This is a genomic window from Thioalkalivibrio sulfidiphilus HL-EbGr7 (genome assembly GCF_000021985.1).
Lineage (GTDB): Bacteria > Pseudomonadota > Gammaproteobacteria > Ectothiorhodospirales > Ectothiorhodospiraceae > Thioalkalivibrio_A > Thioalkalivibrio_A sulfidiphilus.
The window spans coordinates 1,905,786-1,928,826 of record NC_011901.1; the positions used below are offsets into that span (position 1 = coordinate 1,905,786).

25 protein-coding genes and 1 CRISPR repeat array are annotated in these 23,041 nt (G+C 61.4%); of the genes, 23 read left to right on the top strand and 2 right to left on the bottom strand.

The annotated features are described in order from the left end of the window. Positions 1-43: 43 nt before the first annotated feature. From TGR7_RS08960 to TGR7_RS09010, 11 genes are all read left to right on the top strand, one after another. A complete protein-coding gene (locus TGR7_RS08960) occupies positions 44-496 on the top strand; it encodes an RDD family protein (RefSeq protein WP_041441398.1) in 453 nt (150 codons plus the stop codon). A 456-nt stretch (positions 497-952) separates the two neighbouring features. Then, complete coding sequence (gene csm6, locus TGR7_RS08965) at positions 953-2,089, top strand: CRISPR-associated ring nuclease Csm6 (protein WP_012638353.1); 1,137 nt, start codon at positions 953-955, stop codon at positions 2,087-2,089. Between the two features lie 11 nt (positions 2,090-2,100). Then, a complete protein-coding gene (gene cmr1 / locus TGR7_RS08970; RefSeq protein ID WP_012638354.1) occupies positions 2,101-3,258 on the top strand; it encodes a type III-B CRISPR module RAMP protein Cmr1 in 1,158 nt (385 codons plus the stop codon). Next, a complete protein-coding gene (gene cas10 / locus TGR7_RS08975) occupies positions 3,255-5,168 on the top strand; it encodes a type III-B CRISPR-associated protein Cas10/Cmr2 (protein WP_012638355.1) in 1,914 nt (637 codons plus the stop codon). Before cmr1 ends, cas10 begins: the two co-directional genes overlap by 4 nt. Further along, positions 5,161-6,318: a type III-B CRISPR module-associated Cmr3 family protein gene (locus tag TGR7_RS08980; RefSeq protein ID WP_012638356.1), complete on the top strand. Its 1,158-nt coding sequence runs from the start codon at positions 5,161-5,163 to the stop codon at positions 6,316-6,318. The genes cas10 and TGR7_RS08980 overlap by 8 nt, the downstream gene beginning before the upstream one ends. Before the next feature lie 19 nt (positions 6,319-6,337). Further along, entirely contained in the window at positions 6,338-7,222 is an 885-nt protein-coding gene (gene cmr4 / locus TGR7_RS08985; protein ID WP_012638357.1) for a type III-B CRISPR module RAMP protein Cmr4, read from the top strand. Then, positions 7,219-7,617, top strand: a complete 399-nt coding sequence (cmr5, locus tag TGR7_RS08990) for a type III-B CRISPR module-associated protein Cmr5 (protein WP_012638358.1) — start codon at positions 7,219-7,221, stop codon at positions 7,615-7,617. Before cmr4 ends, cmr5 begins: the two co-directional genes overlap by 4 nt. After that, the gene (gene cmr6, locus TGR7_RS08995; protein WP_012638359.1) at positions 7,614-8,432 is read left to right on the top strand and encodes a type III-B CRISPR module RAMP protein Cmr6; all 819 of its coding nucleotides are present in this window, start codon (positions 7,614-7,616) and stop codon (positions 8,430-8,432) included. The genes cmr5 and cmr6 overlap by 4 nt, the downstream gene beginning before the upstream one ends. Continuing rightward, positions 8,429-9,286, top strand: coding sequence for a hypothetical protein (locus TGR7_RS09000; RefSeq protein WP_012638360.1), 858 nt, complete (start codon positions 8,429-8,431; stop codon positions 9,284-9,286). The genes cmr6 and TGR7_RS09000 overlap by 4 nt, the downstream gene beginning before the upstream one ends. Beyond that, complete coding sequence (locus tag TGR7_RS09005; protein ID WP_012638361.1) at positions 9,283-9,606, top strand: YddF family protein; 324 nt, start codon at positions 9,283-9,285, stop codon at positions 9,604-9,606. Before TGR7_RS09000 ends, TGR7_RS09005 begins: the two co-directional genes overlap by 4 nt. Positions 9,607-9,609: 3 nt before the next feature. Next, a complete protein-coding gene (locus tag TGR7_RS09010) occupies positions 9,610-10,764 on the top strand; it encodes a Card1-like endonuclease domain-containing protein (RefSeq protein ID WP_012638362.1) in 1,155 nt (384 codons plus the stop codon). A gap of 52 nt (positions 10,765-10,816) precedes the next feature. Here TGR7_RS09010 and TGR7_RS09015 read toward each other — a convergent pair whose 3' ends face one another. After that, entirely contained in the window at positions 10,817-11,356 is a 540-nt protein-coding gene (locus tag TGR7_RS09015; protein ID WP_148211486.1) for a hypothetical protein, read from the bottom strand. A 108-nt stretch (positions 11,357-11,464) separates the two neighbouring features. Here TGR7_RS09015 and cas1 point away from each other — a divergent pair, with 108 nt between their 5' ends. The 5 genes from cas1 to TGR7_RS09040 all read left to right on the top strand — a co-directional run bounded on the left by cas1 (position 11,465) and on the right by TGR7_RS09040 (position 18,942). Beyond that, entirely contained in the window at positions 11,465-13,540 is a 2,076-nt protein-coding gene (gene cas1 / locus TGR7_RS09020; protein WP_012638364.1) for a CRISPR-associated endonuclease Cas1, read from the top strand. Between the two features lie 3 nt (positions 13,541-13,543). Next, positions 13,544-13,828 carry a CRISPR-associated endonuclease Cas2 gene (cas2, locus tag TGR7_RS09025; protein ID WP_012638365.1) on the top strand — a complete coding sequence of 95 codons (285 nt, stop codon included), beginning with the start codon at positions 13,544-13,546 and terminating at the stop codon, positions 13,826-13,828. A 257-nt stretch (positions 13,829-14,085) separates the two neighbouring features. After that, positions 14,086-14,687: a CRISPR direct-repeat array (repeat unit 36 nt; unit sequence GTCCCTACCCGGGAAGCCGTTAAGGCTGTTGAAACC). A 166-nt stretch (positions 14,688-14,853) separates the two neighbouring features. Then, a complete protein-coding gene (locus TGR7_RS17120) occupies positions 14,854-15,576 on the top strand; it encodes a transposase (RefSeq protein WP_012638366.1) in 723 nt (240 codons plus the stop codon). A 289-nt stretch (positions 15,577-15,865) separates the two neighbouring features. Then, positions 15,866-17,071, top strand: coding sequence for a TIGR02221 family CRISPR-associated protein (gene csx2, locus TGR7_RS09035; RefSeq protein WP_012638367.1), 1,206 nt, complete (start codon positions 15,866-15,868; stop codon positions 17,069-17,071). A gap of 569 nt (positions 17,072-17,640) precedes the next feature. Further along, positions 17,641-18,942, top strand: coding sequence for a hypothetical protein (locus TGR7_RS09040; RefSeq protein ID WP_012638368.1), 1,302 nt, complete (start codon positions 17,641-17,643; stop codon positions 18,940-18,942). 175 nt (positions 18,943-19,117) lie between these two features. Here the strand turns inward: TGR7_RS09040 and TGR7_RS09045 are convergent, their stop codons facing one another. Beyond that, complete coding sequence (locus TGR7_RS09045) at positions 19,118-19,360, bottom strand: hypothetical protein (RefSeq protein ID WP_012638369.1); 243 nt, start codon at positions 19,358-19,360, stop codon at positions 19,118-19,120. A gap of 190 nt (positions 19,361-19,550) precedes the next feature. Here TGR7_RS09045 and TGR7_RS17630 point away from each other — a divergent pair, with 190 nt between their 5' ends. The 7 genes from TGR7_RS17630 (at position 19,551) to TGR7_RS09075 (ending at position 22,926) form a co-directional block, all read left to right on the top strand. Next, positions 19,551-20,441, top strand: a complete 891-nt coding sequence (locus tag TGR7_RS17630) for a hypothetical protein (RefSeq protein ID WP_012638370.1) — start codon at positions 19,551-19,553, stop codon at positions 20,439-20,441. Positions 20,442-20,528: 87 nt separating this feature from the next. Beyond that, positions 20,529-20,795 carry a hypothetical protein gene (locus TGR7_RS09055; RefSeq protein ID WP_012638371.1) on the top strand — a complete coding sequence of 89 codons (267 nt, stop codon included), beginning with the start codon at positions 20,529-20,531 and terminating at the stop codon, positions 20,793-20,795. Between the two features lie 29 nt (positions 20,796-20,824). Continuing rightward, entirely contained in the window at positions 20,825-21,145 is a 321-nt protein-coding gene (locus TGR7_RS09060; RefSeq protein ID WP_012638372.1) for a hypothetical protein, read from the top strand. Positions 21,146-21,725: 580 nt separating this feature from the next. Then, complete coding sequence (locus TGR7_RS09065) at positions 21,726-21,965, top strand: DUF1902 domain-containing protein (protein ID WP_012638373.1); 240 nt, start codon at positions 21,726-21,728, stop codon at positions 21,963-21,965. Continuing rightward, positions 21,966-22,163, top strand: a complete 198-nt coding sequence (locus TGR7_RS18030; RefSeq protein ID WP_012638374.1) for a type II toxin-antitoxin system HicA family toxin — start codon at positions 21,966-21,968, stop codon at positions 22,161-22,163. Positions 22,164-22,286: 123 nt separating this feature from the next. Next, positions 22,287-22,514 (top strand): SOS response-associated peptidase family protein, encoded by a 228-nt coding sequence (locus TGR7_RS09070; RefSeq protein WP_281054576.1) that lies wholly within the window; start codon positions 22,287-22,289, stop codon positions 22,512-22,514. A 109-nt stretch (positions 22,515-22,623) separates the two neighbouring features. Next, positions 22,624-22,926, top strand: coding sequence for a cytochrome c (locus TGR7_RS09075; RefSeq protein WP_012638375.1), 303 nt, complete (start codon positions 22,624-22,626; stop codon positions 22,924-22,926). The last annotated feature ends 115 nt before the right edge of the window (positions 22,927-23,041 follow it).

Genomic DNA, 23,041 nt, shown 5'->3' on the forward strand with positions numbered 1-23,041 from the left:
CCAAGGCAGTCAAAAATATCCATATAAAAGGGAGAAACACCACGTGAGCACTGAAAACATCACCTATGCTGGCTTCTGGAAGCGCGTCGCCGCCTACCTGATCGATGCACTGATCCTGCTGATTCCCAGCATGATCCTGGGGGGCATCATCGGCTTCGTGGTGATGAGCGGGGTCACCGACTTCAGCGAAATCGAGCCAGCCGCCGCTGGTGCCGAATTCCTGGCCCAGGTCGCGACGTTCATCATGGCATGGCTGTATTTCGCCGTGATGGAGAGTTCCTCCTGGCGAGGCACGCTGGGCAAACGCGCCCTTTCCATCCAGGTCAGCGACGCCAATGGTGAGCAGATCAGTTTTGGCAAGGCTTCCGGGCGGTTCTTTGCCAAGATTCTCTCCGGACTGATCCTGCTGATTGGCTTCATCATGGTCGCCTTCACGGCACGCAAGCAGGGTCTGCACGACATGATCGCGGGCACCCTGGTCACCAACCGGGCCTAAGGGGGCCACCGTTCGCCGGGGCAAGCCCCGGCGAACGGTTCGTGGCCAGTGAATCACCCCTCGGGACATATCCCACTGATCCCAATAACTCGACCGTTCATCCGCATCCGGCTTGCTGGACGATAGCTCTGATGTGAACAATCTCACATTAACTAGAGGGCTATGGTCACACTGCAATCAGGCGCTTCCTCACCGCGTATGAGGACCGTGCCTCATAGCCCCTTCACCCACTGGCCAGATGCACTACAGATCCATGTGGCCAAGGGTGGTCATTAATAGATAAGGGCTAGATTCAAACCATTCGAAGGTCATGGAAGTACCAAACAGTCACTTTTCGATTCCTGGTGTTGACTCCGAGACCTACCGGTTTAGCAAGCTTTCCATCCCGGTACGGCCTGTCAGGTCGCTGTACTGTGGCATTACATAAACCAACATCTGCTACGACCTGACTCGACAATGAAAAAACCTGCGGAATTCCCCAAAAGAATCCTGGTGGCGGTGACCGGACTCTCGCCCCAGATCCTGACCGAGACGCTTTACGCACTTGCAACACAGGCGGAACCCTTCATCCCCACAGAGATCCACCTGATCACCACATCCGAAGGCGCCAAACGCGCGGATCTGACACTGCTCAGTCCCGACCCAGGCTGGTTTCACCGCCTGCGCAAGGACTACGGGTTGCCCGACATCCGTTTCGACAAGGACACGATTCACGTTATCCGCAACGCCGACGGCCTGCCGATGGATGACATCCGCAGCGAGGCAGACAACCAGCATGCCGCGGATACCATCCTCGACATCCTGCGCCAGCTGACGGCAGACGAACACAGTGCCGTCCATGTCTCCATCGCTGGAGGGCGCAAGACCATGGGCTATTACGCCGGCTATGCCCTGTCGCTATGTGGTCGCCCCCAGGACCGTCTGTCACATGTCCTTGTCTCGGAGCCCTTCGAAAGCAACAAGGATTTCTATTACCCGACGCCCTATCGCCAGGTCATCTACACCCGGGAACCGGAGCGGCGTCCTATCGACGCCCAGGAGGCCAAGGTCAGCCTGGGGCTGATTCCCTTCGTGCGCATGCGTCAAGGGCTGCCTGATGAACTGCGATCGGGCAGGGCCGGATTCAGCGACGTCATCCAGGCGGCCCAGCGCGCCCTGGAACCGGAGCAGGTGAAACTGACCTTTCACGAGGGTTACCGGATCACTGCCGGAGACAAGACTTTCAACCTGGAGCCCATCAAGTACAGCTTCTACCGCTGGCTTGCGTGGCGATGCGCTTCTGGCCTGTCTGGTGTGCGCTATGAGGATGACGGCCTGCGCGAAGAGCTTCTTGAAAAGTATGCCGAAGTGATCAGGGATGGTTTCAAGATAGATAAACTTGGTACCGAAACGCTTCCCGAGATCAATGGCAAGAGCGCACACCTGGAGCAGCTCAAGGTCTACCTGGAGCAAACGAAATCCAGAACCAACAAGGCCATTATGTACGAGCTGGGTTCAACACTTTCCAAACCGTACCTGATTGAATCCGTTGGGAAACGCGGTGAGACCCGCTATCAACTGTGTCTGCCGCCCGACGCCATCCATTTCGCGTAGGAAGACTTCACATGGGTCAGGGAACACACCAAATCGAGGCTAGCTATCAAATCGTCACCCCCATGTTTCTGGGTGATGGTGACGCCAAACGGGTCGCCGATGCGATTCGTCCTCCCTCTGTCAAGGGTGCCCTGCGCTTCTGGTGGCGTGCCATGGCCTGGTCGCGCCTCTATGATGGGAATGAGGCCAGTACCCTGAAAAAAGTACACCGGGAAGAGGCGGCCCTGTTCGGTGCTGCGGCAGACGAAAAAAGCGGCGGTCAGGGTAAGTTCCTGCTGCAGGTCGAATCAGATGTCAAGACGACAGGTCGCCCGAATAATATTGATTCCGGTCAAGCGTATCTGCTTGGCCAGGGGCTTCACCATTTCAGGAACGGACCCACGCGCGATGCATTGATTTCCGGCTCATTCACCCTGCGCCTGCGTCTGCGGCCACGCGTATCAGACGAGCAACGCCGACAGTTGGCGGATACCCTGTTGCTATTCGGACTCCTGGGGGGTCTCGGCAGCCGCAGTCGTCGAGGGTGGGGTTCGGTATCCATCACGGATCTTCAAGGCGATCATGAAGGCCGTCAGACGCCTGCTGACCGTAATACCTATTTCGACACGCTTCGCAGTCTACTCAATGGCAGTCAGGCGTATCCCGGTATTCCGCCATATAGTGCCTTTTCTACGCAGACTCGAATCGATGTCAGTGACACCGATTCCTCGGCCACGGCATTGTTGTCTCGCGCTGGTGAGGAAATGCAGCTCTTTCGCAGCTTCGGACGCAAGAACAAGGTCAATGGAAAAAAGGCAGAGCAGAACTTCAGAGACGATCACGATCTGATTTTCAGGGCGATCAATCGAGAGGAAAAGAGCAATCAATTGCCCCGCCGCACTGTCTTCGGCCTGCCACACAACTATTTCTTCTCTTCGATCAAAAAGAAGATGGACATAGCGCCCTCCGATGCGGGCCGCACGCGCCGCGCGTCGCCCTTGCTTGTGCACATTCAAGCCCTGCCAAACGGTCAGTGCCTTCTGGTACAGACCATGATGATCGCTCGCTTTTTGCCTAAGGGTTCCAAAATCAATCGGGGCAAGTTTCCGGTTCCGGCCCCCGATCCAGACTGGCAGGTACTTCACGCTTACATGGACCGTTTTTCAATGAGTGAGCCACTATTCCCATGAGCCGCTACTTCCACTTCACCCTCGGCCCCGTGCAGGGCTTCGTGGCCCAGGCGCGTCGTACTCGCGACTTCTGGGCGGGCTCGTTCATCCTCTCCTGGCTGTCCACCGTGGCCATGCGTACAACCATGGCGCTAGGTGGAACGATCCGCTTCCCGCAGCCGGATGCGGCCTTCCTCGCTGCGATCGAAGGAAAGCAGGGCAATGCCCCCAAACAGGGCAACGTACCCAACCGCTTCATGGCAGAGGTCGGCGATGACTTCGACGGAGAACCCGTCGCCGAGGCAGTCCACCGGGCCTGGCGTGAGCTGGCCATGGCTGTGTTCAAAGACGACCGGCTCGACCAGCTCGATCCGCAGGGACAGACCCAAGCCATCTGGAACCGCCAGATCGACGCCTTCTGGGACATCAGCTGGGCCGTGACCGAGGACGCGACTGACTCCGCGGTACTCGACCGTCTCAAAAACTGGCGCACCCACCTGCCCCCGGATGAGCCGGGTGTGAAATGCATGATGATGGACGGCTGGCAGGAGCTCTCGGGGGCGAGCGCGCCCGGCATGCCGCAGTTGCGGTCGTTCTGGGAGAAACTGCGCAACAGCCGACTGACGGGCATCCAGACCGACCTGCGCGAAGGTGAGCACTTGTGCGCCATCGCCTACGTCAAACGCCGCTTTGTACGTTGTTTCGAACAAATCAAGGTGCCGGAGATGCCCGGTGGCTGGACGCTGCACGGTTGGAAACTGCCTGCAGGCGTGCCCTCCACCCACTACCTGGCCGCCGCCCCCTGGCTTGCGCGGGTGTTCCACTGGGCCCATATCAAAAAACAGGAAGACCTGCTGCAGCGCTTTCATGATGAGGCTTACGAACTCACCGGCGCCCATGGCGAGATGGACAGCAACATCTGCTGCATCCGAGAGGCCCCGGGGCGCAAACTCTGGAAGGCCCTGGACGGCTCGGTGCTCTACGAACACATGCTGGAGAACAAGCGCCTTTGGGCAGATACCGGCAAGGCCCAACAGACGCTCGAACATCTGCGTGCCATCTATAGGGAAAGCGGCTGCGGCCGGCCCTCACCCTTCTACGCCGTGCTGCTCATGGACGGCGATGAACTGGGCAAGCAGATGAGTGATGCCGGCAAGCAGCAGCACATCACAGAAGGACTTGCCAAATTCACCAACGGTGTGCAGGAACGGGTTTACGAGCACAACGGTTTCCTGGTCTACGCCGGCGGCGACGACGTGCTCGCCCTCCTGCCTGTGGCAGACGCCCTGCCCGCGGCCGCAGCCCTACGCAAACATTATCTCCAGTGCTTCGAGAACAAGCCTGTGCAGACCAGCATCTCCGCCGCCATCATCTATGCGCACGTGCAGGTGCCGCTCACCCGCGTGCTGCACGAGTCTCACAGCCTGCTGGATGACGTAGCCAAAGAACGCACCGGGCGAGACGCCGTGGCCTGCCGCATCTGGAAACCGGGCGGCGCGCCCCATCAGTGGAGTCAGCCTTGGGAGGTCGCTCTTGCCGAGAATGAGCCGGCTCTGCAAACCCTCGCCCGGCATCTGACCAACGCGAGCCATGGGGATGAGCAATTCAGCCACCGCTTCCTCTACCGCCTGATGGAACGCTTCGAACCCTTCTCTGGCGATCAGGGCGGCATGGCGCTCGACGATGCCACGCTCAAGGCCCTGGTGATGGCCGAGTACTTGACCACCCTGCGCGCAAAGCGGCTGGATCTCAAGGTGGTGGAAGCTCTGATGGACGCGTTGATCAAACAGTGCCGCCCACAGAAGCGGGTGCGCAACGAACAGGATGAGGTGGAGATCCGAGTCGAACCGGGCTTTCAGCGCGACGGCCTTCGGGTGCTGCGCTTCCTGGCCCAGTACGGCGAGACCGGGGGAGAGACCGCCCATGGCTAACACCCTGAGCATCAGCGCGCTCGACACCCTGTTCTTCCGTGAATCCCGTCCCTTCGATGCGGTCGGTGGCAGCGAGCTGGCGAGTGTGTTCCCGCCGCCACCCCGCGCCCTGGCCGGTGCCGTGAAGGCGCGGATTGCCGAGGCCCTGGGGGTGGACTGGGCGGCTTTTCACAAGGACCCTGATGGCTATGAAATCGGAGGACATTGCCTCAAGGACCTGATCGGCGACGGCCAGGACCCGGGCGTCCTGCGGCTGCGCGGCCCCTGGCCCTGCCTTGCGGGCGAACGCCTCTACCCGGCGCCGCTCTACCTGCTGGCCGCCGATCAGTTCAAACGCCTGGCCAGGCTGCAGATCGGCAAGGCTGCCAAAACCCATCTCGGCACCGTGCGCCTGCCCACCCTGCCTGGCGGCGAGCGCGGTCTGAAGCCTTTGGACGATCACTGGCTGACCGCCGACGGTCTGGCACAGGTGTTGTCCGGCGCTTGCCCCGCCCCGGACCAGATCCACCACTCGGCGGAGCTGTTCAGCGCGGAACCGCGCCTCGGTATCGGCCGTAACAACCAGACCCGCACCGCCCAGGAGGGCCTGCTCTACCAGACCCGCCATCTGCGCCCCGTGCCGGAGATGCATCTGGAACTGGACATCGACGGCCTGCCCGAGGGCCTGCCGGCGTTCGACGGCCTCGTGCGCCTGGGCGGTGAGGGCCGCATGGCCCATCTCGACATGGGCAAGCCGGCCGCCGCCCTGCCCGCGCCGCCGCGACCTGATGCCGACACGGTGGGCCTGATCCTCACCCTGCTCACCCCGGCCCGGGTCGACCCCGGCACCTGGTTGCCGCCGGGCTTTGACAAGGTCGAAACGAAAGACGCGCTCTGCTTCCGGGGCGAACTGAGCGGCATCAGACTGAGCATCCATGCCGCCGTGATCGGCAAGCCCCTGCGAGAAGGCGGCTGGGACATGGCGCGGCGCGAACCGCGCCCCGTCGCCAGCCTGCTGCCCGCCGGCAGCGCCTGGTACTGCCGGGTGGAAAGCGGCACGGTGGCTGCTGCCATCGACGCACTGCACGGCACCCAGGTGGGCGGCGACACCGAACTGGGGCGCGGCCTGCTGGCCTGCGCCCTGTGGCAAAAATCCGAAGATCAGAATTGAACCTCCAGGAGAACACACCATGCATCAGGCCACCGCACTGCTGGCACTGACCACGGACACCAGCCTGCACGCCGGCACCGGCAGTTCGGGCGACATCATCGACCTGCCCATCCAGCGCGAGGGCCACACCGGCTGGCCCTGCGTGTTCGGCTCCGCCGTCAAGGGCGCCCTGCGCACCCGAGCCGAACAGCGCATGGGTCAGGACGCAGCCGATGTGCTGGCCGCATTCGGTCCCGCCACCGGCAATGCCTCGGAACATGCCGGCGCGCTGACCGTGGGCGATGCGCGCCTGCTGCTGCTGCCGGTGCGCTCGCTCACCGGCACCTTCCGCTGGGTCACCTGCCCCGGCGCCCTGGACCGCCTCTACAAGGACTGCGAGCGGCTGGGACTCTCGCCCGGAAACTGGAACACCCCTCGCGTGACTGACGAGGATACGGCCCTGGTGTCCACGGGCGGTGGAGAGTCGCTGTTCCTGGAGGAATATCGCTTCACGACCAAGAATGCCGGCCTGGACGGATTGATCACTACATTGCACCGTCTGCTGGGGCGCGACAACGGTGTGGAGCAACTGGAACAGCGCCTGACCGTCATCCACGACGACATGTTCAGCCATCTGGCTCGCACCGCGACCCCGGTCAATGCCCACGTGGCCCTGGACGAAAACAAGACCGTCAAACGCGGCGCCCTCTGGTACGAGGAGACCCTGCCCCCCGAGACCCTGCTCTATGCGCCCCTCATGGCCCTGCCCTCGCGCAGGCAGGGCCATGCGCTCGAAGCCGGGCAAGTCCTGAAGCTCATCACCGATAAACTCTTCGGCGATCATCCCTGGCTGCAGCTGGGCGGCAATGAAACCGTGGGCATGGGCTGGTGCAGCGTGAAGTTCATCGAGAGGCAAAACGCATGAGACAGACCCAGCAGCAGCGGCGCGCCGCCCATGCCCTGGCCTGGGTCCAGGCGCGCCTCATCGATGGCAGCATCGACAACAAGGCGCTCAAATCCGCCGCCAACGACCTGCCCGCCCTGATCCTCATGAACGGCCTGGGCCAGGCGGCCGCCTATTGCCAGGGCAAGGACACGCCCGAACACAAGGCCCTCTATGGACTCCTGTCGGAGTGGCTGTGCGGCGAGGGCAGTGTCTACCACGGCCAGCCGAATCTGCTGGCGGGTATCACCGCGGGCGACATGCACCACTACCGTCTCGCCCAGGCCGAGGCCCTCGCGTACCTGCCCTGGGTCAAGCGCTTTGCCAGGGCGTTCATCGAGGATGAGCAGACCACCGCCGCGGGAGCCGAATCATGAACCGTCCGCTTTATGAAGCCGCCCGCGGCGAACCGCTGGGCCTCCCTTCCGGCGGTCACGCCGGCCTGTGGTTCGAGCGCTTCTTCGACCGTTTCGATGCCGATTGGCAGCTTGGCGATAGCACCGCGAAATCCGGATGGATCGATAGCATCGCCGGAAAAGATCACGGCGACCGGGAGGCCCTGCGCGCAGCCACGGACCGTCAGTCCAGCTTGGCCAAGGATCTGGGTGGCCGCAGCCAGGACTTCGAGGCCGACTGGCGTTTCGTCACAGGCCTCGGTCTCGCCCACCCGGTGGAAAACGGCTTCCTCTGGCATCACACCCTCGGCGTGCCCTATCTGCCCGGCGCCGCGGTCAAGGGCCTGGTGCGTGCCTGGGTCTCCCAATGGTGGGATGCACCGAGCGAGGAGGCGCGCAAGCAGCGCCTGCTGGACTGGTTCGGTTCCGATGACACCGGCAACCCGAAAGGCTTCCGGACCGGCGGCTTCATCTTCTTCGATGCTTTGCCCATCAAGCCAGTCACGCTGGTGCGTGATGTCATGACGCCGCACGCGGGTAAGTGGTACGAGCAGGGCGGCAACATCGAAGACCCTGCCCGGCAACCCGAAGCGGTGCCCGCCGACTGGCACGACCCGATCCCGGTCCCCTTCCTGGTGGCGCAAAAGCCGCACCTGCGCTTCGCCATCGCCCCCCGGGACCCGGCGCACAAAGGGGAGCTGGATCAGGTCATGGAGGCGCTCGGCGATGCCTTGGACTGGCTTGGCGCGGGCGCCAAGACCGCCGCGGGCTATGGGCGGATGCGGGACATCGCATGAGACTCACACCAGACGCCCTGCTCAAGCATCCTCCCCGGCGGTTCATGCTGATCGCATTTACCGCCGTGCTGTTTATCATCAGCTCGAGCTGGACTACTGACCTCATGATCCATTGGGTGCGCCATCCCGAGCTCGTTGGCCACTGGCTGGAATGGCTGATCGCGCCCATGCTGTTGATGGCATCGCTGGTACTTGCCTATGTCCTGAGCACGCGTTTCCAGTATGTGGACATCCTAAAGCCCAAGGCACAAATCAAATCCAAAAAGGCGCTCATCCTGTCCGTCTCGAATACGAATCGGTTCGACTTCCTGCGGGAAGGCGACAAGGCCAGCCTGAAGTTCATGTCGCGCAATGGTGACGACCAAGCGCCCATTCCGCTGACGGCAGACCTGCAACGCGACTATTCCACTCTGGACAAAGTATCGCGCTGGAACTGGACACCCCTGCTGCGCGCCATCGAACCTCACAAACAGAGCCTGAAGGAAATTCGTTTGCTGGTTTCCAGTGGTGAAGGAGGCTCCCACTCACAGGCCGGCGACCTCGCCAGGCTACTGGCCTTTTACCTCCCCGATGTTCATATCGAGTCCCTGCCTTCGGTCAGTTTTGCGGAACCCGATGACGTCTTGTTTGCGATCCGCAAGGCCATTGAAGACCTGCGCCAGAGTGGTTATCAAGAAAAAGACATCGTGATCGACATCACCGGTGGCACCAAGACCGCCACCATAGGCGGCGCTCTGGCAACGCTCTACCATCCATCGGCATCGTTCCAATATGTGCTCACCGAGGGCAACAAGAGCGTGCTGAGTTATAACGTCACCGCTACCACCCGCGACAACCTGGGGACCATGCTGTGAGCACCCTCTACCTGCTTAACTCCCCCGTGCTGAGCGACTACGGCCAGTGGCGCTTCGAGGGCCCCCTCTCCACGGAACAGGCCCGTGAACTGGCCTCGCAGGGCTTCGTGTCCGCCATCGGCCATGACGCCGCTGCCGCCTTCATGAGCGAACTGCTGGATCAAGCGGTACCCGTCAACCGCACGCGCATCCAGATGCAGGCTGGAGATAGCGCCCTGGTGTTGCGCCTCAATGCCCGCCTGCCCGAAGGCCGGGTGCTCGATGCGTCGGAGATGCGCGAGTTTCCCTTCGAGCTGGGTCTGCTGACCAGGACCGCCTGAACCGTGACCCGCTACCAGACCCATGTCTACCTGGTCTCCGACCAGGCCACTCCAAACCTCACACCGGCCCTGGATCCGGACATCCGCCCCGAGCGGGCGGTGCTCGCCGTCACGCCCCAGGCGGAACATCAGGCCCGATGGCTCACAACCGTGCTCGAACGTCACGGCGTGCACTGCGAGCGGCTGTCACTGGACGATGCCTACGACCTGGACAGCCTGAGGCAATCTTTCCGTTCCTACCTGCAGCGCTGCACCGAACCCGTTGCGGTCAATGTCTCCGGCGGTAGCAAGCCCATGAGCATCGCGGCCTTCGAGGTGTTCGCCCATGCCGATCAGGGCGTGTTTTACGTCAACCCCCGGACCGACACCCTCGACTGGCTCCACCCCACCGGCATCCCCGCGCAGGCCATCGCTGACCGGGTCGGCCTGGAGGATTTCCTCGAGGCCCACGGCGCATCGGTGCACCATCTCTCAAGGCAAGCGGCCCCTGCGTCGCGCCTGGCACTCTATGAAGAGATCGTCCGCTTGCGTGGCCGGTGGAAGAAGCACGGCAGCATTGGCCTGCTCAACCGCTACGCCCAAGGCGCCAGGGAGACCCTGCGTTCCGAGGAAATCTCCCCTGAGCACCAGAGGCTCCTCAACGAGCTGCCGGGCCTGTTCGCCGAGCAGGGACTCCTGTCCTGGGAAGGCACACGGCTCGTGTTCCCGGACGAGCAGGCGAGAAGACTGGTCAACGGCGTGTGGCTGGAGGAGTACCTCTTCAGCCGGCTGCTCGCACTCAAAGACAGTCTCCCTGCCATGCAGGACCTGGCTGCCAACGTGGTGGTCCGCCGCAACACCGACAACGGCTACGTGCAGAACGAACTGGATGTCGCCCTGCTGCTGGACAATCGCCTGTGGGTGCTGGAATGCAAGGCCAGCAACACCTTCGCTCCGCAAAACCGCGTGGATCAGGCCACCCGGCAAAGCCTCTACAAGCTCGAGGCCCTGCTCACGCCGCTGGGTGGCATCCTGGCCAGGGGCATGCTCGTCAACGTACTGCCCATCGGCGTCAATGACCAACGGCGCATCGACAACAACCCTCGTCTGTGCGCCCTCACCTACAGGGACTTCGACGATCTCGACCGGCACCTGCATGCTCGCCTCGCGGCCCAATGAAAAAGGGCCGGAATCCCTTCCGGCCCCTCGGCTTCCCTGCCCCGCCGCCGTCCTAGAGACGGCCGCGTTCCTGTGCCCGTTCCGCTTCCTGCTCCCTGCGCTGCGTCTCATCGAACCGCGCCAGGAAGGCCTCCTTCGCGTAGAGCAGGCTCATGTCGAAGGACATATGCGGCGCATCCAGCTTGATGCTCACATCCCCGCGGCGGAACTCGGCGGAGCGGTTGCCCACCCGGGACCGCAGCCCCTGGGACCTCACCAGCTCGTACTGGGCGCCCAGGGCATCGACGATCTCCTCGAAACGATGCTTGGGCATCTCGATGAGGACCGCCACCAGCCGCTCGTCCTCGGAGAAGATGAAGGTGGTCTCCTTCACCCCGCGCACACCCACGTCGCCGCGCGTGTTGAGCATCGGCCCGTTGCTGTAGCGGTTCACACCGGTTTGTCTCACCCCCTGGAAGGCATCCCGCACATCCTTGGGCGTCGACTGACCCATGGTCAGCCCCAGCACGGTCACGGCCTCCGTCTCCGCCTTGGCGCCGCCCGCGAGGAGCAGCAGGAACAGGATCGGTACAACTCGAATCATTTTGATCATGATGGTGTTCTCCCTGATGAGTTTCATTTCTCGTTGTGTGTCAACGGGGTCCATACTACCGGCCCGGCTCGCCTGTATCCGGCTTCGCAAGCTTGTGGCTGAATCACCATGAATCACGACGCCGACCACTGGATCGCCCCCCTGTTGCCCCTGCGCGCACTGGGCTTCACCCTCGCCTTCACCGAGGACACGCCGGCGAGGTCCTGGCTGGAGCCCGCCCTCACTGCCTTCCTGCGCAGCCTGCTGGGCAGCCCCGCCGATTTCGACCGGCTCATGAGCCTGCGCGTCGATCAGGTCCCCGAGGGAGAAACCTGGGTCGAGGGTGCCACCCTGACTGCCACGCTCATCGCCCTGCCCGGCGGCGAGGCGCTGCTTGCCTGCGCCGTGGATCGCCTGCGCGCCCTGCCCGGCAGCGCGCCGCGTCTTGACCAGCCCCTTCCGGTGCGCGACAACCTGCGCTGCCTGGAACTGTTCGACGGCTTCACCCGTGCGTTCGTGGAGCATGCCACCGACCTTCAGCCCTGGGACGATGCAGCCTTGCAGCACGAAGTGCGGATCCTCGCCCGCCAGACCTCCCTGCAGCTGTGCTTCACCTCCCCGGTGCGTCTTCTCAAGGCCAAGGCACTGCGCGGCGATGCGAAAGGCGAGGCCCGCTACTGCAGCGAGGCGGCACACCTGACCCCGGCACTGTTGTTCGCCCGGCTCCACGACACCGTGGCCGACATCCTGCGCCGCCACGGGCATGCGCCACCGCCGCGCCTGGACCTCGGTCCTGTGCCGGGACAGGTCCTCGAGGCGCGCTGGATCGACCATGGTTACCGTGATGGTGCTGGCCGCGACCAGCCCATGGGCGGCCTGCTGGCCAGCCTGGAACTGCAACCGGATCGGCTGGCGCCTGAACTGCTCACGCTGCTGGCACTTGGCCGCCACCTGGGACTGGGCCAGCGGCGCAGCTTCGGCTGGGGACGCTACCGGCTGGAAGACGAATGGGGCATCGAGCAGCCCGTAGGCAGTGATCGACCGGTAGGGCCCGCTGAACCCGTCGCGCCAGCCGACCCCGTTGGCGCGCAAACCGGCGATGACATCGACTGGTTCGGACTGGACGAAACCCCAGGCAGCGCCGAGGAGATCGACTGGTTCGGCGACATGGAGGCCGAGAACCTGCCCGTGGCCCTGGGCCAGGCGGCCGCCGAAGGCACCCAGCTGCTGCTGGCCGGGGAACCGGCCCGGGTCGGCCTCGATGGCGGACGCCTGCGGGTGCAGCGGGGTGAAGCCGAACTCCTCTCCGCGCCCCTGGAAACCCTCGCCGGCGTCACCCTCCTCGGCCCGCACCAGGTCAGCACCCAGTTGCTGGGCGCCCTGCTGGACCGGGGCATCCCCCTGGCCCTGGCCACGGGCCAGGGTCGCCTGCGCGGCGTGCTCTGGAACGGCGTCCCGGGCGATGCCGGTCCCGGGCTATGGATGCGCCAGGCGGCCTGTTTCGAGGATGACGCCCGGGCCCTCGAGGCCGCCCGCGCCGTGGTGGATGCGCGCCTGCGCCAGCAGCGTGAAGTACTGCGCAACCGCATGTCACCGGAACGCTGCGACGACCTGTTGCCGCGCCTCGACCGGCTCATCGCCAAGACCGCCGCGGCCTCCGACCGGGCCAGTCTCAACGGACTGGAAGGCCAGGCCGCCCGACTCTACTTCGGTGCCCTCGCTGAACTGCTGCCCCCCGAACTGGGCTTTACCGGACGCAACCGCCGCCCGCCCCGGGACCCTTTCAATGTCCTGCTCTCCCTGGGCTACACCGTACTCCACGCCCACGTGGACACGGTGGTGCGGCTCAACGGTCTCTACCCCTGGCGCGGCTTCTACCACCAGCCCCATGGCCTGCACCCGGCGCTCGCCTCGGACCTCATGGAACCCTTCCGCCACCTGGTGGAGCGGGTTGCGCTCAATGTCGTCGCCCGGGGACGCATCCGTGTCAGCGACTTCGCGCAGCAGGGTGATGCCTGCCGCATCGAAGCCGGGGCCCGCCGTCGTTACCTGGCCGATCTCAGCGAGCGCCTGCTCACCCCCGTGCGCGCCCGGGGTGACAGCGAGGCCCGCAGCCTGCATGATCACCTGCATCGCCAGGCCCGCAGCCTGATCGCCTGGATTCGCGAGGAGGCCCCGGCCTTCGAACCCTTCCGGACCCGTTGAACCATGCAGACCTTCATCATCGGTTACGACATCAGCGGCAACCGCGCCCGGCGCCGGGCCATGAAGGCCCTGGAGGCCTACGGCACCCGGGTGCAGCGCTCCGTGTTCGAGATCCACGTGCGCGGCGAGGCCCAGTTGCGTGATCTGCTCGCCCGCCTGCGCGAGGAACTGGCCGAGGAGGAAGGCGCCGACCTGCGCGCCTGGCGGCTCACCGAGGAAGGCCGCCGCCAGTCGGCCACCCTGTCCGGCGAGCCCCTCTCGCCCCTGCCTGCGGTGATCATCCTGTGACGATGCCTGGTGGCGCGATGCGATCCTCGGAGTCCGCAAGCCGTGGCGCTCGAGATTCTGCTCATGTTTTCAAAGGCTTCGAAACGGGTGGTGAAAACGCGCGTGAACGATTTGCCACCAAGGCAGTGGAATCAAGGGCTTGCGCGGTATTGAGGGAGCAACTCCGGCTGCAGCGGCGGGTCGATGCTTGCCCGCAGTGGGGGGCTCACCAGGAAGGCTTGCAGGCTGTTGATCCAACTGGAGAAAAAGGGCATGCTGTCCCTACCCGGGAAGCCGTTAAGGCTGTTGAAACCTAGCATATTGAGTACTTTATTCATGTACTCGTTCGTCCCTACCCGGGAAGCCGTTAAGGCTGTTGAAACCTCTTCGGCCACGATTATTTTGAACATGTTCATGGTCCCTACCCGGGAAGCCGTTAAGGCTGTTGAAACCCCTTTCAAAACTTCCAGTTTCTTGCTCATCACTGAGTCCCTACCCGGGAAGCCGTTAAGGCTGTTGAAACCCTGGTTACGAGCAGAACAACGTCATCGTAAAACCGGCGTCCCTACCCGGGAAGCCGTTAAGGCTGTTGAAACCGTTGACTGAATTTCATGCGCACGGGAATGGCTTGTCCCTACCCGGGAAGCCGTTAAGGCTGTTGAAACAACACAAACAGAAAATGCTGCCATGTTATTTCTCCTGTCCCTACCCGGGAAGCCGTTAAGGCTGTTGAAACCAAGCGATAAGAGCAGTCATGAGACACCTCATTTGGTCCCTACCCGGGAAGCCGTTAAGGCTGTTGAAACCCGAAAGGGTAATCACTTCACCGTTGGCTTTCTTCTCGGTCCCTACCCGGGAAGCCGTTAAGGCTGTTGAAACACCCGAATAACGGGAAAGTCAATGATTATGAAAAGAAAAAAGGGGTCGGTGACAAACGAGAATCATTTCCTCGTGATACCGACCCCTTCGCGTCAACACTTTCACCTCTCTCCAGCTTCCTGCTAACCTCCCCAGTATCCACACTCACATGCGTGAAAGGACTCACCATGCCCCGCAAACCCAGGATGTACGTCCCAGGCGTGCCTTGCCACCTCGTTCAACGCGGCAATAATCGCGAAGCCACCTTCTTCTCTCCCGACGATTACCGCGTCTACCTCGATTGCCTCGCCCAGGCCGCCTCACGCTATCGTGTGCAAATTCATGCCTACGTGCTGATGACCAATCATGTCCACCTCCTGCTGACACCGCAGGACGAAGATGGGATATCGCGCCTGGTTCAATCCATCGGCCGGCGTTATGTGCAGTACGTCAATCACCTCTATCGCCGCACCGGTACGCTGTGGGAAGGCCGCCATAAGGCATGCCTTATCCAGGAGGAGCAGTATCTGCTCCGTTGCAGTCGCTACATTGAACTCAATCCGGTCCGGGCCGGTATGGTTGAACATCCGGGTGAGTATGCCTGGTCAAGTTTCCACGCGAACGCTCTCGGTCGAACCGATCCACTGATCAGCCCGCATCCTCTATATCTGGCATTGGGAAGATCTGCGTTGGAGCGGTGTTCTGCCTATCGGGAACTGTTTCGCGGCCACCACAGCGACACAGAGCTGCGCGCCATCCGCAGAGCCAGTCAAGCAGGCATGCCACTCGGAAATGACCGATTCAAGGAACAGATCGAAAGACATCTGGGCAGAAAGCTTGGGCGGGACGCGCCAGGCCGCCCACCAAGAAAGCAATTTTCGGGGCGTCCGATCAAGACACATGGGCCTTGATCTGTATTGCTCGCGCCATGCACCCCAATTCCATACAAGTAAGCTTGTGAAGTCAGCGGGCATCACCGTAATCACGCATAGATGAAGGGTGATTCGCGTTTCTTCTTTCCTAAACAGACATGCGTGAACACCCAAGCCTGACGTCTATCAGGTGCGAATGATATGCATTTGTCACCGACCCCTTTATGATGAGGATGGCATGAATCGGGAGCCCTGGACCACCGCAGCCTTGGTTCTCACTCTCAGCTCATGAATAATCGCCGCAGATACTCGAACAGCGGCCATTACCATGAACCGACACACCCTCATCACCTTCCTGGGCAAGGGCGCCCGGGACCCGAACACCGGTTATCGTAGCACCACCTATCGCTTTGCCGACCGGGACCGGAGCGGTGCCTTCTTCGGCCTGTTGCTCGCCCAGCACCTGGCGCCGGATCGTCTGCTCATACTCGGCACACGTTCCAGCCAGTGGGATCTGCTGGTGGAATCCCTGGCCGGTTCAGGGGAGGACGAGGAGGCTCGTCTGGCCCTCATGGAGGCGGTGTCCGAGGGCGCGGTGACACCCCGTCTTCTGGAACGTGTCAGGCCCCTGATGGAACGGGCCGTGGGGATTCCCCTCACCCCCTGCCTGATTCCCTTCGGCGAGGCTCAGGACGAGCAGTTGGCGATCCTCGACACCATAGCCACCCACGTGCCCGGTGGCGAGGTCAGCTTCGACCTCACCCACGGCTTCCGTCACATGGGGATGCTGGGCTTTCTGTCCGCCTTCATGCTCGAGCGCATCGGCCACCTGCGGGTGCGCGGGCTCTGGTATGGCGCCCTGGACATGAGCCGGGACAACATCACGCCGGTAGTGCGTCTGGACGGGCTCTCCGCCGTGCGCCACTGGATCGAGGCCCTCTCGCATTTCGAGGCCACTGGCGACTACGGCGTGTTCGCATCGCTGCTGGTGGCCGATGGCGTGGCCGAGGACAAGGCCCGCTGCCTGGAAGAGGCGGCCTTCCACGAACGCACCTTCAATCTCCTGGATGCCGTGCGCAAGCTGCGCACCTTCCTGCCGGTACTCGATACGCCATTGGGCGGCGCCTCGGGACTTTTCCAGGCGGTGCTCCTCAGGCACCTGGAATGGAGTCGGGAAAGCAGCCTGGATGCTTACCAGAAACGCCTCTCCAGGGCCTACCTGCACATGGGCGATTTCGTACGCGCCGTGATCTTCGGCTGGGAGGCGGTCATCACCCGGCATTGCCTGGCCACGGGCAGGGATCCACGAGATTTCGCTTTGGGCCGCAAGGCCGCCGCCGAGGATCTGGACGCGGATGTCAGAAATGGAATACGCGATAGGGACTTCGTGCAGGCCTACTGGACCATCAAGAACCTGCGCAACTCGCTGGCCCACGGAAACCCGCCCAAGGACAAGGATCTGCTCAGGGTGCTGAAGTCCGAACAGGACACCCGCAGGTTCATCACCGAGTCCCTCCAACGTCTGTTGGATTGAAGCCACAGGCGGAAGGACTGCCCCCCTCCCCCCGACAGGCGCGGCCACCCCGCCGCGGCCTGTCATCCAGGCGGGTGATGTGTTGATGTCACCCAGCCTATTCGCAGCCAACCGTTCAGCGAGAAAATTCACCCGCTCATGACCGCAACAGTAGCTCCATGAATCCCCACCCTGTTTAATCACGCCGCCGGATCGGTCGCCCAGTGCTGAGGGGACCCAATCGCGATGCGTAGATCAATGCCTGCAAGTACAGGCTGGAGAGCGATGCGTTTGGCGGCAGGTGATGGGCACTGAAACACAGGATGTGAATAAGCGAATTTGATCACCTGATAAGCCGGGTGGGTGGATTCGCTTCATGGTCAGTGGCCGTAGGAACAAGAATCAGGTGTACCTGACTTGATCACCCAGCCCTGGTTTCGATCTGGCAATCAATCCAAGTGTTGCGCTGAGAGTTGCATGATCATCCTGCCTGATCTGCAAGCGGCCCTGTGCGTTCAGATCAACAAGAAAGTTCAATTTGCGACGTCTCAACAACGCATTTCGAATCATTACAGGGAGATACATCAAGAATGATGAAGTTCAGATCCATGTTCGTGGCCTCGGCTGTGCTCGCATTGGCTGGCTGTGTGGGCGGCGTCGAGAATGTCCGCCCTGCCGCACAGCAGAACGTTGTCGACATGACCCGCACGGTATCCAGTGAGGAGGTGGGCCTTCAGCCTGCTGAAACCGTCTGGGTGCCTGGGCAGTATCGACCCGATGGTGAGGCGGCCCTTTACATCAAGGGGCGTCGGTTCATCGTCGAGGGTGGCTACGGTAATGTTCAGGGCTTCCTGAAGAATGACGAAGGGTATCTGGTTGCAGTGCGCCAGCCGCACGTGGATCTGACTGACTCTCGTCGCGGCGTGTTCACTGTCTTCTACCAGGTGGATGGCGAGGGTCAGGTTCTGCGTAATGTGGGTGTCATCCAGAGCGGTGGTGTCGTGTTGACTGGCCCTACCGGTATCTTCGTTGAGGTGTCGCAGCGCAGCAACTATCGCGTGCCCCTGAACAGTTACCCGGGGTACTCTCGGGATGGTAACCTGGTCTCTGGGCCTGAGAACGTGCGCGTAGCGCGTCCTTCAGGGGATGGCGGATGGTACGTAATCACGCCATTCAAGGAAGACGCCTTCACCGGGACCAGTCTTGAGCGTCAAAAGCGCTATGCCGATGGTCGGATCGAAGTCAAGAATAAAGAGCTGCTGATGGATACTCGTGAGCTGAATACGTTTCCAGTATCCAGCGCTATTTTCATTGACCGAGAGCCGTTGACAGACTCTGCCCTGGCAGGTGCTTTCCTCTGGTTGCATCGTGAGCATAATATTTACTCAAGGGATGGCGCTGCGTACCGAGTTCGAGCTGTTGTGGGTGATAAAGCCGACGGCGTTATCTACTACAACGTGAGCAACCTGGGCACTCGTCTGAACATGAGTAGCGACGGTGCGCTCGGTAGGGCTAACCGCATTACGGTGACTGAAGGTGCTAATGGTCCTCTGATTGGGACTCAGCGTAGCGGTCGAGGCTTTGCCGCAAGTCAGGGTTGGTACCTGATGGACTTGAGTAACATGGATTTTCTGCGCAATAGCCCAGAGATCTTCAGCCTGATGGGCGCAGGACTGAATACGCTTCGCACCTTTGTGGGTCAGAATACGGCACAGGTGTCTGGTGATTCCAGGAATGATGTGTATGCGGTCATTACGCCAAAGACCAATGTCTATATCTTGGCCAATCGACTGGCTGTTGAGAGTCAAGGGCACAAGACCTATGCCCAGGATATCGGTTCAGTCAACACCCAAGAAATCCAGGGCTTCATTCGCACATACGGGCTCAATTGAAACTCTCTGAAGTCACACCCCTCCGCTTCGGCGGAGGGGTGCTTATATACTCGACCGCAGCCCATCTGCGTGAAGTGGCCGCCGGGAACCGAGCCTCAGATTGAAAGGCATTTCCATCTATCCACTGATTGGTATTCTCGACGCCCTCGCTACGAACGGTGGTGAGATATGCGGGCTAGCCCTCCATGTTGGCCACCACCTCGATCCACTCCGGGTTGCCGGCCACCTCCTCGAAGTCGATGCCATGGGCGACGCACCGCCTGATGATGACGTGCGGATCGTCTATGGTCGTGTTGACCTTGCTCAGATAGATGGTGCACATCAACAGCGCCTCAGGGCTGATACCCGCACGCCTCCTGAGCAGGCGATTCTGATGTTCGACGATGCGCTCCCTGGTCAACTGAATCACATTGCTCATCCTGTCTCCCTCCCCATATCGGTTGTTCGTCTCGTGGACAGGCGGCAATCATCTCTTAGCTCCATACGCCATACCGACATGGCAAGCTTGCGATCCAGGCCTTGAATCCCCGAATTTGTCAGTATTTCAGCATCGATCCTGGCACAGGGTGCCGAGAACATACCGAATACCGATCCGGGAGGGATAACACATGTTGCCGAGAACCTTTATCGAATGGCTGCTCTGGTTGACCATCACTGGCCTGTTTTTTATCGCCTCGATGCTGGCCCACGACAGTCTGTTTCCCGCTTGGACAGAGGCTTTGCGTGAGGCCGGATTCACCAGGCTGAACGTGGCCCTCCTGGTCATGATCGTCTCCTGGGTCTACTTCATGATCCGCTGGCGCGACGAACGTCCCAGGCTGCCCAGCAAGGAAGAGCCCGGTGTGCAGAAGCCGGCTGAGGACAAGCCGGCACCCGGCAATCATGGAACGGGGGAAGATCAACCTCTCGACACCTTGTCCGGGATGGCCATGGGTGCCGGGGCTGGCATGCTGACGGCCTATGCCCTGAGCCGCAGTGACGATCACCGAATCAATACGGGGAGTCGCGACGACGGTCTTTGGGAACATCGTGGCCATGATATTTCCAGTCCCTCCATCAATCCTGCCACCGGCCTGCCCATGATGGCAGGTGGCATGATCGATGTGATGGGAAATGTATACGGGACCTCTTCCTCGAGCGACTCGACCGTAGGTACGTGGCCCGGTATCAATCCCGCCAACGGCCTGCCCATGATGGATGGGGGCATGATTGATGTGATGGGAAATCCCTACGGAACCGATCTCAGTCATATGGCAATCGGTACCGGATCAGACTCCATGGGCTGTCACACAGGTCTGGATGACCTGGGCAGACTGGATTGCTTCGGCGGTGGACTGGACAGCGGTATCCATTCAATGAGCGATTGGGACAGTTCCAGTTCCTGGGACAGTTCCAGCAGCTGGGACAGCTCAAGTTCATGGGACAGTTCAAGCAGCTGGGACAGCTCAAGTTCATGGGACAGTTCAAGCAGCTGGGACAGCTCAAGCTCCTGGGACTGAAACCGGCCGGCCCGCAAGCTTGCGAACCCGAAAATCGCCAGTTCGATCCATAAACTGGTCACCATAACAACACAGGGGGAAATCACCATGCTGAAACTGTTTCTGGAATACCTGCTGCCGGTGGTACATGAGGAAGAGAAGCTGCGCTTCTCCATGGAGCGTTTCACCGGCTACAGCAACCGCTACTCGGTGCGCAACATGGTCGTTGGCGTCGTACTGGTGTTCGGTTCCACGCTCCTGGGCGGCTACGGCGAGAGCCTGCTCTCCACGCTCCTGTTCGTCTTCGGATGCGGTTTCGGTACGCTGGCGGGTCTGTTCATGGGAGCCGCCATGGACTTTCACCGCAGAGGCTGAACCAGCCTCCAGCGGCCGGGCGAGACGGCATGACCACCATCATCACGGAGGCCTCTATGGGAAAAGTCATCGACTTTGAGACCCGCATCAAGAAACGGAATACGCACAAGCCCAGGGAACGGGCATGGGCTCAAGACCTTCATAAGGCCCTGCGACTGCCACGCGAGCACCCGCTTCACCGGGCCGCTGTCGCTCTGCTCAGTGGGCGGCTCGAAGATGCCTGGCTCATCCTCCAGGAACCTCGCGTGAACCCGGCTGTGACTGGAGATCAGCACCAGCAACACCAGGACCCGAGTCTGCTTGCCTGGGACACGGACAAGATGATCGAATCATGGTTCGTGAGACAGTGAATGCCAGCGGTGAGGGACCCCCAATCCCGGAGCCACAGTTCTCTATCCCGCCGTGTCACTTCCCGCCTTCAAGGGTATGCTTGTGCTGAGTGTGCGGCTCAGACCGGCAGACCTGGCCCAATGATCTTGTCGCTAAAGGCTATTTTGGGAGTTTTCGATTCTAAATTGCACACATTATTCTATAACTGATCGATATAGTTATTATATTAAATAACTATTAATCACTAGGTCGGCGGTTGATCCGCGCCATCCCTAACGCGGTCTCTCCGGGCGCGCTGCGCGTCCAAATCTGCTCCCGGCAGATTTGTCGAGCCCGCCCCGGGGAGTTGGATAAAACAAGGACTTACGGAACCCACCGCCAGGCGGATTTTTCATTGGGTCACAGAATAGCCACAGCCGAGGGTAAGGTGTACGCCCGCAAGCCTCCAACAGGCCAGCTACACTCTCGAACAGGCCGGCTTCGCCCCGTTAAGTGGCACCATTCCCCGATGGCCGGTCATGAAATCATTGCTTCTCAACTTGCCCCATCCCCATAATTGTCTGGACGTTTTCGGTCAGTGAACTAATCGAGGCTCGTGACATGTCAGCTATTCGCGTCAATGCCCTTTGGGATCCGGATGCAAAGGTGTGGACCGCAGAAAGTGATGACGTGCCCGGTCTCGTGACCGAAGCAGACACTGTTGAAGCCCTGACTGAGAAGTTGCGTATCCTCATCCCTGAACTGTTAGAAGCTAATGGGATTACCCCGCAAACTGACGACGATGAATTGCCGTTTGACGTGATCGCGCACCGTCACGACAGTGTTCGATTGGCGTCGTGAATGGGCAGCAGCCTTACGCCCGACCTCAAGCGGATACTGCGTGACGCCGGATGTGTGTTTGTCCGGCAGGGGAAAGGGGATCACGAAATTTGGTACAGCCCTAAAACGAATCGTAATTTCCCGGTCGATTCTAAAATTCTATCTCGCAACACTGCCAACGCGGTATTGAAGCAAGCAGGTCTCCCCAAGCAGTTCTAAGTGGTTCGTGCTCTTACCTTTCGCACAGGCAGAAGAAGCCCGGCGCTTGACCGGGTAACCGCGAGGATGACCCTTAAATAACGCTTTCGGAGAATTGTTTGTCTCCGATCCCTTTTCGTTCTCATCACCGTGCCGGCCAATCCCCTGGTGGCCGACATCCATGCCAAGGGGCGGATGCCGGCCATGGCGCTGGCTTCCCGATGCCCGGCCTGGCTGCAAGCCGGCCCCGAGGATGCCCGGGCCATGCTGCTGCCCTTCCCCGCGGATCAGATGGATGCCTATCCGGTGAGCACACGGGTCAATTCGCCCAGGAACGATCGGCCTGATCTGGTCGAACCGATCGGCCCCTGAGCAGGCGGCCTCTGCGCGTCGCCTCATCGGGTCTTTGCGCATCGACTATATTCATGAGGTAAATCCTGCCGCGCAGTTTGCCACTGCCAACCAGGAGGCACGGAGCCCCATGAACGTCTTGCCATCCCACCGCCCCTTGAGGCTGGCTTCCCTGCTGATCTGCCTGTCACTGACGTCCCTGCAGGTGGGTGCTCAGGATTTCGATCCCGGCCGGGCCTTGTACGAAAACCACTGTCAGCAATGCCATGCCGGCTGGGTGCACACCCGGGAGGGTCGCAAGGTCACCCGGCTCGATGACCTGCACGCCCGCGTGGGGGCCTGGAGCGTGCATGCCGGGTTGCACTGGACCAGCGAGGAGATCGACGCAGTCACTCGGTATGTGAACCGGCGTTTCTACCAGCTTACGGAATAAGACCCACCGGGCCGCTCGGACAGGATCACCCGTGCGGCATTGGCAGCAGGATGCAGTCTTCGACGCCAGCGACCCGATTCACGGACCGCACCTTTGAGCGGGGCCCGGGCGTCCG

What these genes read in the sequence shown, in the direction of transcription:
- csm6 (WP_012638353.1), top strand. Translation starts at nt 953, where the DNA reads ATGAAAAAACCTGCGGAATTCCCCAAAAGAATCCTGGTGGCGGTGACC.
- cmr1 (WP_012638354.1), top strand. Translation starts at nt 2,101, where the DNA reads ATGGGTCAGGGAACACACCAAATCGAGGCTAGCTATCAAATCGTCACC.
- cas10 (WP_012638355.1), top strand. Translation starts at nt 3,255, where the DNA reads ATGAGCCGCTACTTCCACTTCACCCTCGGCCCCGTGCAGGGCTTCGTG.
- TGR7_RS08980 (WP_012638356.1), top strand. Translation starts at nt 5,161, where the DNA reads ATGGCTAACACCCTGAGCATCAGCGCGCTCGACACCCTGTTCTTCCGT.
- cmr4 (WP_012638357.1), top strand. Translation starts at nt 6,338, where the DNA reads ATGCATCAGGCCACCGCACTGCTGGCACTGACCACGGACACCAGCCTG.
- cmr5 (WP_012638358.1), top strand. Translation starts at nt 7,219, where the DNA reads ATGAGACAGACCCAGCAGCAGCGGCGCGCCGCCCATGCCCTGGCCTGG.
- cmr6 (WP_012638359.1), top strand. Translation starts at nt 7,614, where the DNA reads ATGAACCGTCCGCTTTATGAAGCCGCCCGCGGCGAACCGCTGGGCCTC.
- TGR7_RS09000 (WP_012638360.1), top strand. Translation starts at nt 8,429, where the DNA reads ATGAGACTCACACCAGACGCCCTGCTCAAGCATCCTCCCCGGCGGTTC.
- TGR7_RS09015 (WP_148211486.1), bottom strand. Translation starts at nt 11,356, where the DNA reads ATGATCAAAATGATTCGAGTTGTACCGATCCTGTTCCTGCTGCTCCTC.
- cas1 (WP_012638364.1), top strand. Translation starts at nt 11,465, where the DNA reads ATGAATCACGACGCCGACCACTGGATCGCCCCCCTGTTGCCCCTGCGC.
- cas2 (WP_012638365.1), top strand. Translation starts at nt 13,544, where the DNA reads ATGCAGACCTTCATCATCGGTTACGACATCAGCGGCAACCGCGCCCGG.
- TGR7_RS17120 (WP_012638366.1), top strand. Translation starts at nt 14,854, where the DNA reads ATGCCCCGCAAACCCAGGATGTACGTCCCAGGCGTGCCTTGCCACCTC.
- csx2 (WP_012638367.1), top strand. Translation starts at nt 15,866, where the DNA reads ATGAACCGACACACCCTCATCACCTTCCTGGGCAAGGGCGCCCGGGAC.
- TGR7_RS09040 (WP_012638368.1), top strand. Translation starts at nt 17,641, where the DNA reads ATGATGAAGTTCAGATCCATGTTCGTGGCCTCGGCTGTGCTCGCATTG.
- TGR7_RS09045 (WP_012638369.1), bottom strand. Translation starts at nt 19,360, where the DNA reads ATGAGCAATGTGATTCAGTTGACCAGGGAGCGCATCGTCGAACATCAG.
- TGR7_RS17630 (WP_012638370.1), top strand. Translation starts at nt 19,551, where the DNA reads ATGTTGCCGAGAACCTTTATCGAATGGCTGCTCTGGTTGACCATCACT.
- TGR7_RS09055 (WP_012638371.1), top strand. Translation starts at nt 20,529, where the DNA reads ATGCTGAAACTGTTTCTGGAATACCTGCTGCCGGTGGTACATGAGGAA.
- TGR7_RS09060 (WP_012638372.1), top strand. Translation starts at nt 20,825, where the DNA reads ATGACCACCATCATCACGGAGGCCTCTATGGGAAAAGTCATCGACTTT.
- TGR7_RS09065 (WP_012638373.1), top strand. Translation starts at nt 21,726, where the DNA reads ATGTCAGCTATTCGCGTCAATGCCCTTTGGGATCCGGATGCAAAGGTG.
- TGR7_RS18030 (WP_012638374.1), top strand. Translation starts at nt 21,966, where the DNA reads ATGGGCAGCAGCCTTACGCCCGACCTCAAGCGGATACTGCGTGACGCC.
- TGR7_RS09075 (WP_012638375.1), top strand. Translation starts at nt 22,624, where the DNA reads ATGAACGTCTTGCCATCCCACCGCCCCTTGAGGCTGGCTTCCCTGCTG.